Annotated in this window: 6 protein-coding genes; 4 read left to right on the top strand and 2 right to left on the bottom strand. The window is 63.0% G+C overall.

Annotation, left to right across the window (positions count from 1 at the left end):
- A partial coding sequence (locus KBB36_RS13725; RefSeq protein ID WP_290981809.1) for a DUF4118 domain-containing protein occupies window positions 1–1,628 on the bottom strand: 1,628 nt, incomplete at its 3' end.
- Between the two features lie 382 nt (window positions 1,629–2,010).
- Window positions 2,011–2,508, bottom strand: coding sequence for an Lrp/AsnC family transcriptional regulator (locus tag KBB36_RS13720; RefSeq protein WP_290981806.1), 498 nt, complete (start codon window positions 2,506–2,508; stop codon window positions 2,011–2,013).
- 158 nt (window positions 2,509–2,666) lie between these two features.
- On the opposite strand from KBB36_RS13720, the gene KBB36_RS13715 reads away from it, so the two are divergent.
- The 4 genes from KBB36_RS13715 (at window position 2,667) to KBB36_RS13700 (ending at window position 8,884) form a co-directional block, all read left to right on the top strand.
- Window positions 2,667–4,682: a hypothetical protein gene (locus KBB36_RS13715; RefSeq protein ID WP_290981803.1), complete on the top strand. Its 2,016-nt coding sequence runs from the start codon at window positions 2,667–2,669 to the stop codon at window positions 4,680–4,682.
- Window positions 4,683–4,780: 98 nt separating this feature from the next.
- The gene (gene trxB, locus KBB36_RS13710; protein WP_290981800.1) at window positions 4,781–5,746 is read left to right on the top strand and encodes a thioredoxin-disulfide reductase; all 966 of its coding nucleotides are present in this window, start codon (window positions 4,781–4,783) and stop codon (window positions 5,744–5,746) included.
- A 42-nt stretch (window positions 5,747–5,788) separates the two neighbouring features.
- Window positions 5,789–6,676: a LysR family transcriptional regulator gene (locus KBB36_RS13705; RefSeq protein ID WP_290981812.1), complete on the top strand. Its 888-nt coding sequence runs from the start codon at window positions 5,789–5,791 to the stop codon at window positions 6,674–6,676.
- Window positions 6,677–6,682: 6 nt separating this feature from the next.
- A complete protein-coding gene (locus KBB36_RS13700; RefSeq protein WP_290981797.1) occupies window positions 6,683–8,884 on the top strand; it encodes an ATP-binding protein in 2,202 nt (733 codons plus the stop codon).
- Window positions 8,885–9,110: the final 226 nt, after the last annotated feature.

Raw genomic sequence — 9,110 nt, 5'->3', positions numbered from 1 at the left:
ATGCTGCCCTGGCCAGGCCCGGGGCTTTCGGCCGTCAGGCTGCCGCGATTGGCTTCAACAAAAGCGCGGCTGATCATCAGCCCCAGCCCCTTGCCGGGCGGGCGCGGTTCCAGATTGCCGCTGCCATCCGGGCCAACGCCGCGACCGGCGCGATAGAATGGCTCAAAGATGCGCTCGATCTCGGCGCCATCAATGCCGATGCCCTGATCGCTTATCTCGATCAGCACATGCTCGCCCTGCTGCCGCGCCGTCAGGCTCACAATGCTGCCGGCGGGGGCATATTTCGAGGCGTTTTCCAGCAGGTTTTCCAGCGCATGTTCCAGCATAAGCGCATCCAATTGCAGCATCGGCAAATCTACCGGCAGCGACACCTCGATGTGATGCGCGCGCAGCACCCGGGCCGAATGGCGCAAGGCGGCGTCGACGATATCAGCCAGTTCCAGCCGTTCCAGCTTGGGCACCAATTCGCCCGAGCCGATCTGGCTCATGTCAAACAGCTTGCTGAAATCGCGCCCGAGCCGCTCGCTTTCCTCGCGGATGGTGCCGAGCAGTTCGGCGCGCTCGGCCTCGCCGCACAGCGCACCAAAACTCTCCAATGTCGAGGCGGCGCCGATGATCGCGGCCAGCGGCGTTTGCAGGTCGTGGCTGATGGCGCCGATCACCGCTTCGCGCAGCCGCTCGGCATGTTTGGCAACCCGGGCATTTTCCATCGCGGCGGTAAGCTGGGCGCGTTCCAGCGCGGTGGCGGCCTGATCCAGCAGCGCGGCGGCATAGTCAGGCACACTGTCATTCAACGCATCGCTGCGGCGCCTTGCCAGCAGGCCGATGGCATGGCCGCCGGCGCGCAGGAAATGGAAACGCCATTCACCGTTATCCACCTGCTGCCGTGTGGTGTTGCTGGTCAGCGCCTCGTGCCACACCATGCGGGCCTGTTCCAGCGGTGGTGCGTCATGCCCGCTGGACGCGGTGGCCTCCAAGGGGCCGCGCCAGGGTTGCAATTTGGGCCGGATCGGGGGCTTGCCCTGGCTCTGACTGTGGCGTGGTTCAAACAGATGCACCGGCTGTTTTGGGCCGCCGATATGCTGCACGATCACGCGGCCCACCGCGGCTGGTTCGGCGGTATCGGCCAGGCGACGGCTGAAGCGTTGCAGATCGGCGATGTCCTCTTCTCGCCGGCGTGCCTCCAGGGCGTGGCGACGGGCATAGGCGGCCAGGTTGCTGGCCACCACCGCCACGGCGGCAAAGATCACCAGATCGACCAATTCCTGCGGTTCGCCGATATGCAGATTGTAGAGCGGGCGGTAGAAGAAATAGCTGGATGCCGCAATCGCCATCACAGCGGCAAACAGGGATGGGGCCAAACCCCAGGCAATCGCACTGGCCAGCACGGCGGGCAGGAAGACCACGCTCAAGTGATCCACCGGTAGCAGTAATTCCAGGCCATGCGCGATCAGCCCGCATAATGCGGTAAGCGCGGCGCTGCCCAGCAACGGTGCCACACGATGGCCAACCCAGCGTATGCTTATGTTGCTCTGGCCGGCCTTGCCGGAACCGGCGCCGTCTGAAATGCCGGCATCTGCGCCGGCGGCTTTGGCCTCGGTGGTGATCTGATTGATTATGAATGGCATGACAGGGCTGCTCGGCAGGGATCCCGGCGGCGATGCCGCAGTGTTTCCCAAACCAGCGGGCGCCGCAACCCCAGCCGGGAATTTTGCCGCGATATTACTTTTTGTTTATACGCCTGCCTGCCGAACGTGATGGAGAGTTTATATGGGAGTGTGGTTCGCTGTGGGCTGGATTTAAGCGAGTCGGCATGATTCCGTGCTGGTTCCCGATCCAGTTCCTGCCATTGCGGCCATGTCGCTTGTCGTTGGTTCGTTGTTCCTCCGCGACAAGATGGGCCGCAACCTTCATGCCTGAATGAGCAATCCTGCCCTGGCATGAACCCGGCCGAACCCGTTTCGGCCGGGTTTTTTTTATTTGCAGCGCTGGGAGGGGAGGGGCGGCAGCCTATTCGGCCACCATTTCCTCGCTCGGCATATCCACCGGCACGCCCGGCTCGGCCTTGGAGCAGCGGATGGTCAGCGCGGTTTTGACATGCGCCACATTGGTCAGCGCGGTCAACTCCCGGGTCAGGAAGGTCTGATAGGCATCCCAGTCGCGCGCCACGATCTTGAGGATGAAGTCATTCTCGCCGGCCAGCATGTGGCATTCGCGCACTTGCGCCCAGCCGGCAACGGTCTGCTCAAACGCCACCAGATCATGCTCGGCCTGGCTGTTCAGCCCCACCATGGCAAACACGGTAACACCATAGCCCAGCAACTGGGCATTGAGATCGGCATGGTAGCCCTTGATATAGCCGGCCTCTTCCAGCGCCCGCACCCGGCGCAGGCAGGGCGGAGCGGAAATGCCCACGCGCTGAGCCAGTTCCACATTGGTCATGCGGCCATCTGCTTGCAGATCGGCAAGGATCTTGCGGTCGATCTGATCGAGTTTAACCTTTTGCATGAAATTTCCTGATAACGGCCTGTTGGCGCAATAATATTATACAAATGACCCGGGGGCCAAGGGTTGGAACGGGAAAATTCACGGCCTAAGTGATTTTCGCCAAGCGGCGCAGGTGATACCGTCCCGGCTCATTGAAATGCAAGCAGGGCCCGGGCCGCATGGCGCTCAAATTTGAGACTTTCAGCAATCAGGATGCCCGCAACGGGTGGCGGCCGGGCAACAATTTTGGCGGGCATAGCCTGTTCAAAGCCCTGGGACATCCCAAAACCATGGCCCAGGGCCGCGCCCTGGCGGCCAGCCTGTCCGGTTATGGCCGGCTGGTGGTGTATGACCCCGAGCCGGCGCCGGCGGCCGAGCATTTTGATGCTTTCTTCCCAATCCCGCGCGCCAATCTGGCTGCTGTGCTGGTGCAAAGGGTGGAAGATCTGGGCCAAGAACGGCTCGGCCTGCCCACCCGGCCGGTCACTGACCTGAAGGCGCTGGCGCCGGATGGCCTGCTGATCGCCGCCTTTGATGCCGATACGCTGGCCAAGCAGATCGAACGCCTGCTGCCGCCCGGCTGCAAAGTGCACACACTGGATGAAATGCGCCTGCCGGATAGCTGGCTCAGCAATCGGGCGCGTTATCTCGATCCGAATAACTTCGCCACCAATTTCGCTTTCCTGCGCGACACCGCAGGCATTGCCGAGACCGGCGGCGACGGGCTGCATACCAAACTGGTGACGGCGAATTACTGGAAAGGCTATGGCGCCGAGGCGCCGGCCTTGTGGTGCTGCCTGTTCGGCAGCGATGGCGCCGTGTTGGCGGAATGGACCGAGGACAAGCTCGGCGAGGCCTTCCACACCATCGTGATCGACAGCCGCGAAGTGCGGCAGCGTTTCGGCCTGGAAGATTTCGCCGGTTCGCTGTTCCTGCATGCCCTGCGCGTGAAGGGCCATGACGTGGTGAAATACGCGCTCGACAGTTTCTCTGATTCGGGGCGCCAGCTTTCCTGCACCCATGATGCCAATGCCTGGCCGGCTGATCTTTATGCCGGTGTGCCGGCGCCGAGACCTGGCGAAAAGCTGATGCTGTGGGTGCAGAACAGCCACCCGCTCACCATCCCGGCCGGCGCCATCGGCGCCAACCTGATGGGTGGCCAGGCTATTTCATATTACGATGCCGAAGTGCCGCCTTTCGGCACTGTGGCCGTCGATTTGGGCGCCTTGCTGCCCGAGGCGCGTTTCCCGGATCAGATCGAAATCCAGGCCGGGCGCTATTTCGTGCGGCCGCGCTATGAGATCGTGCAGGCGGACCAGCCCGGTCAGCCAGGCCAGCCCGGCCGGCGTCGCATCGCCCATGCCAATGTGGAACGCATCGATCTCAAGCCCGATCCCCGCCTGCCGCAACTGGGCGGGCTGATCGGCAAGGGCTATATCATGCCGTTGCCGGTGCTGCCGCTGGAGCGCTGGCGCTCGGTGACATTGCCCACCCCGATGTCGACGGCGCAAGCCGAATTGCCGTTGCGCGCCGTGCTGGTGGATGCCAGCGGCGAGATGGTGGCCGAGGAATATCTTGGCCGGCTGGCGCGGCGCGAATCGCGGCCCAGCGATATCGATGCCTGGCTGGCTGCCGCCGGGGGCGAGCTCAAATCCGGTTATGGCCATGTGGAATATCTGTATGATTTCCGCGAGGGCGGCGAGGCAGATGGCTGGCTGCATGCGCTTGGGCTGTATGAACAGCGCGCCTCCGGCCACCAGGCCGAGACGATTTTCGGCGCCCATATCTACAACATGCCGATCACCTATCGCGACGAGCCGCAGAGCTACACGCACCGCCCGCCCGGGCTGACCACGCGGCTATTCCTTCGGCTGGGCGATGCGCCCTTCGACTCGATCTGCCATTTGCTCTATCCGGCCTCGCTGCCGGCGGAAAGTTATGGCCCGGGCCAGTCGCAAACCATGCTGACCCTGTTTGATGCGCAATACCGCCGCGTGGCGGAACGGCCGATTGCCATTCCCCAGGGCGGTTCCTATTTCTTCCGGGTATCGGAATTGTTTGGCGAGGCGGCGCGGGCCGAGGCCGGCAGCGGCGGCTGGGTGCAGGTGCGCGATATCACCTGCCGGCTATTCGGCTTCCACGGGTTGGAAATGGGCGAGCAGAGTTTCTGCCTCGATCATATGTTCGGCTTCTGAAATCCCGCTGGCCGATTCCGGGTTTTGGCTTTGCCGCGCGGCGGTGCGCTGCCATAATGGCCGTGCCGCCGCGCGGCTTTTTCTGAGAGAATTGTGTTATGGCGCAGACCCATCATACCAAAGTCCTTATCCTCGGTTCCGGCCCGGCCGGCTGCACGGCGGCGATTTATGCCGCGCGCGCCTCGCTGAAGCCGATCCTGGTGCATGGCTTGCAGCCGGGCGGCCAGCTTACCATCACCACCGATGTGGAGAATTATCCCGGCTTCGCCGATGTGATCCAGGGCCCCTGGCTGATGGAGCAGATGGAAGCCCAGGCCAAGCATGTCGGCACCGAGATCATCCACGATATCATCGTGGAGCTTGATCTCTCCAAGCGGCCTTTTGTCGCCAAGGGCGATTCCGGTGATCTTTACATCGGCGATACGCTGATCATCGCCACCGGCGCCCAGGCGCGCTGGCTCGGCCTGCCCAGCGAGCAGGAATTCCAGGGTTTCGGCGTGTCGGCCTGCGCCACCTGCGACGGCTTTTTCTTCCGTGGCAAAAAGGTGGTGGTGGTGGGCGGCGGCAACACGGCGGTGGAAGAGGCGCTCTACCTGACCAATCATGCCGCCGAAGTGACCGTGGTGCATCGCCGCGACAGTTTCCGCGCCGAGAAGATTTTGCAGGATCGCCTATTCGCCAATCCGAAGATCAAGGTGGTGTGGGATCATGCCATTGATGAAATCCTCGGCGAACATGATCCCAAGGGCGTCAATGCCGTGCGGCTGAAGCATGTGAAGACCGGCGCCACGCAGACGCTTGCCACCGATGGTGTGTTCATCGCCATCGGCCACACACCGAACACCGCCTTGTTCCAGGGCCAGTTGCCGCTGGATGCGGAAGGTTATCTGCTGACCCGGCCGGGTACGGCGCAAACCAGCATTCCCGGCGTGTTTGCAGCCGGCGACGTGCAGGACAAGATTTATCGCCAGGCGGTGACGGCGGCGGGCAGCGGCTGCATGGCGGCGCTGGATGCGGAGAAATTCATTGCCGGCATCGGCCATCATGCCGCAGCGGCGGATTGACCGGTAGCAACCGGGCGGGGGGCGTAGCAACGGATGTCAGCGCTGGATTGGGACAAGCTGCGCATTTTCCATGCCGTGGCCGAGGCCGGCAGCCTGACGCATGCCGGCGAGCAGCTTGGCCTGAGCCAATCCGCTGTCAGCCGCCAGATCGGCGCGCTGGAAGCGCAGCTTAACACCACGCTGTTTCATCGCCATGCCCGCGGCCTGATCCTGACCGAGCAGGGCGAATTGCTGTTTCGCACTGCGCGTGACATTTTCAGCCGCCTGGCCGTCGCCGAGGCAATGATTGCCGACAGTAAGGACAAGCCCTCGGGCGACCTACGTGTCACTTCCACCGTCACCTTCGGCACTGTCTGGCTGGCGCCGCGGCTGAAGGAGTTCATGGACCTTTATCCGGATATCCGGATTTCGCTGGTGGTGGATGACCACGAACTTGATCTTTCGATGCGCGAAGCCGATGTGGCGATCCGGATGTGGAAACCAACCCAATCCGATCTGGTGCAGCGCAAGATGATCACCGTGCATAACCACCTCTATGCCTCGGTGGATTATGTCACCCGCCATGGCGCGCCGCAGAATGTTGACGATCTGGATCATCATCGCCTGATCGTTTATGGCGAAGAGGCGCCGGCGCATTTCAACAATATCAACTGGCTGCTCAATTTTGGCGAACCGGCGCGGCCGCGCGAACCGGTGCTGACCGTCAACAATGTGTATGGCGTGATGCAGGCGCTGGTCAGCGGCCTGGGTATTGCTGCGCTGCCGGATTATCTGGCGCATGGCAATCCGCGCATCGTGCGCGTGCTGCCCAATCTGGATGGGCCGAATTTTGATACTTACCTCGTTTATCCCGAGGAATTACGCGCCACCAAGCGACTTGCGGTATTCAGGGATTTCCTGCTGCGCAAAGTTGCCGATTGGCAGTATTGACCGGCAATGGAAACAACTGCGCTGGTTATTCCAAGGCTGAATGAATTGCTGGTGCGGGTGCGCCGGCCGATCGACATGGTGGCGCAGGCCATCGTTGCCGGTCTGGTGGTGCTGCTGCTGGCTGAACATGTGCCGGCGCTGTGGCGCTATGTCTATTTTGGCGGTGTGCTGCTGGTGCTGGCAGCGCAATATCTGCTGCATCGCGCCTTTCTGGCCGAGCGTGGCCGGCGGGAGATGGCCCGTGCGCTGGCCTGGCGCCGCCGCTTTGTCATCGTCTATGGCCTCAATGGCCTGCTGATCGGCGGCATGCTGCTGGCGACGCTGCTGGCGCCGCGGAATGAAGCCACCATGCTGGCGTTGCTCTGCGTCATCGGCATGGCGGTTTCCGGCGCGCTCACCGTGGCGGCGCATATTGGCCTGTCGGTAGCCATTGCCGTGCCGGCGATGTTGCCTTCGATCCTGCTGATGGGCTTGAGCGGGCAGCGCGATGATCTGCTGCTGGCGCTGGTTGGTCTGGTGCTGCTGGTGTTGATCCTGTCCTTCGCCTGGCGGCTCAATCGCTATTACACACGTGGCGCCGCTTTGGTCGGCCGGCTGCGTGCCACATTGCGTGAGCGCGACAATGCCAGCCTGGCGGCGCAGGAAACCGAGGCTAGGCTGCGTTCGGTGCTGGATAATGCGCCGTTTCCGATTGTGGTGGTGCGGCGTAGTGACGGCGCTTTCCTCTATTCCAACCGGCCGGCGGCGGCGCTGTTCGGCATTGCCATCGGTGCCGGCCTGCTCGGCTCGCGGCTCGACCCGACGCATCATGCGCGGATTTTCGACAATGCCGGCGCCGGCCAGGAATTCCAGCTTATCACCGCCCAGGGCGCAGTGATCTGGGCCACCATGGCGGCAGTACAGATGCGCTATGCCGACGAGGAAGCCGCGCTGGTGGTGGTGAACGATATCACGGCGCGGCGCACATCCGAGGTCAAGCTGCGTGAGGTGGAGCAGCGCCTGCTGGATGCGGTGGGTGCGGTGCCCGATGGCGTGGCGCTGTTTGGCCCGGACCAGCATCTGCTGATCTGCAATCAGGCTTATGCCGATATTGTTGGCCTGACCCCGGCTACGGCGCGTGGCCTGGATCATGCCGAGGTATGCGAGGCATCGGTGCGGGCGCGGCCGGCGCCAGCCCAGGCCGGGGTGCATACCGATTATGCCGGCTGGGTGGCCGAGCGGGTGCGCACCTTCAGCGAAGCGCGCGGCGAGCCGCATATCTTCTACGACACGCGCGACCGGCGCTGGCTGCAAATCCGCGATTTCCGCCTCAGCGATGGCGGCACCGCCTCGCTGATCACCGATATCACCGAACTGAAAAACCGTGAGCGAGATCTGCATATCGCCAATACCAGCCTGGGCCAGCAGGCCGAGGTGCTGGCGGCGCGTACCGAGACGCTGGAAGCGGCGCGCCGCACCGCGATCCAGGCCTTGCAGGAAGCCGAGCTGGCGAATCGCGCCAAGTCACAATTCCTGGCCCATATGAGCCATGAATTGCGCACGCCGCTGAATGCCATTATCGGCTTTTCCGAGATCATGGCGATGCGGCTGCTCGGGGCATCCGGGGTGCCGCAATATGATCGGTATGCCGGCGATATCCTCTCGGCCGGCCGGCATCTGCTGGCGGTGATCGACGATATCCTCGATCTGTCCAAGGTCGAGGCCGGCAAGATGAAGCTGCATCTGACCCGGCTGCCCTGGAGCCAGCTCAAGGCCGATTGTCTCACCCTGGTGCGGCCGCTCGCCGCCGACCGCCTGGTGCAGCTGGTGGCGCCCAATGACATGGACGGCCTGCCGATCACCGCCGATGAGCGGCTGGCCAAGCAGATGCTGGTTAATCTGCTGTCCAATGCGGTGAAATACACGCCATCCGGCGGCCGTGTCACGCTCAGCCCGGAAATCCGCGAGGATGGTGGCGTCAGTCTGGTGGTGTCGGATACCGGCCCGGGCATGAGTCCGCCGGATATCGCCAAGGCGCTGGAGCCGTTTGGCCAGACCGATACCGCCCTGGTATCGCAGATGCGCGGTACCGGCCTCGGACTGCCCTTGGTTAAGAACCTGATTGAATTGCATAACGGTAGTTTGGAGATTGACTCCGAGCCGGGCCGTGGCACAATCGTCAGGCTGCATTTCCCGGTAGAACCGGCCGGGCCGGTTGAGCGAAGCTGATCTGCTCCCGCCGCCCCTGGTTCGCTATGCGCTTGATGCATGGCTGGCTTGCCAAATCAATGGATACTCAAAATGCCGTAACGGCATTACTTATCTCCCTGTCAGATGTTGCGTCGCAGCATCTTACGGTTTTTGGCTTCGGCCAAGAATCATGGCCGCGATGGCTCCCCCGCCATCACGGTCGTCCGCGCGTCTCGCGCGCGGAGCCTCCCTGTTAAGACTTACC

Source organism: Ferrovibrio sp. (genome assembly GCF_017994015.1).
GTDB lineage: Bacteria > Pseudomonadota > Alphaproteobacteria > Ferrovibrionales > Ferrovibrionaceae > Ferrovibrio.
This window is presented reverse-complemented; position numbering and strand designations above follow the sequence as displayed.

Excerpts from the sequence above, each read along its gene's own strand:
- KBB36_RS13720 (WP_290981806.1), bottom strand. The coding sequence starts at position 2,508 with ATGCAAAAGGTTAAACTCGATCAGATCGACCGCAAGATCCTTGCCGAT.
- KBB36_RS13715 (WP_290981803.1), top strand. The coding sequence starts at position 2,667 with ATGGCGCTCAAATTTGAGACTTTCAGCAATCAGGATGCCCGCAACGGG.
- trxB (WP_290981800.1), top strand. The coding sequence starts at position 4,781 with ATGGCGCAGACCCATCATACCAAAGTCCTTATCCTCGGTTCCGGCCCG.
- KBB36_RS13700 (WP_290981797.1), top strand. The coding sequence starts at position 6,683 with ATGGAAACAACTGCGCTGGTTATTCCAAGGCTGAATGAATTGCTGGTG.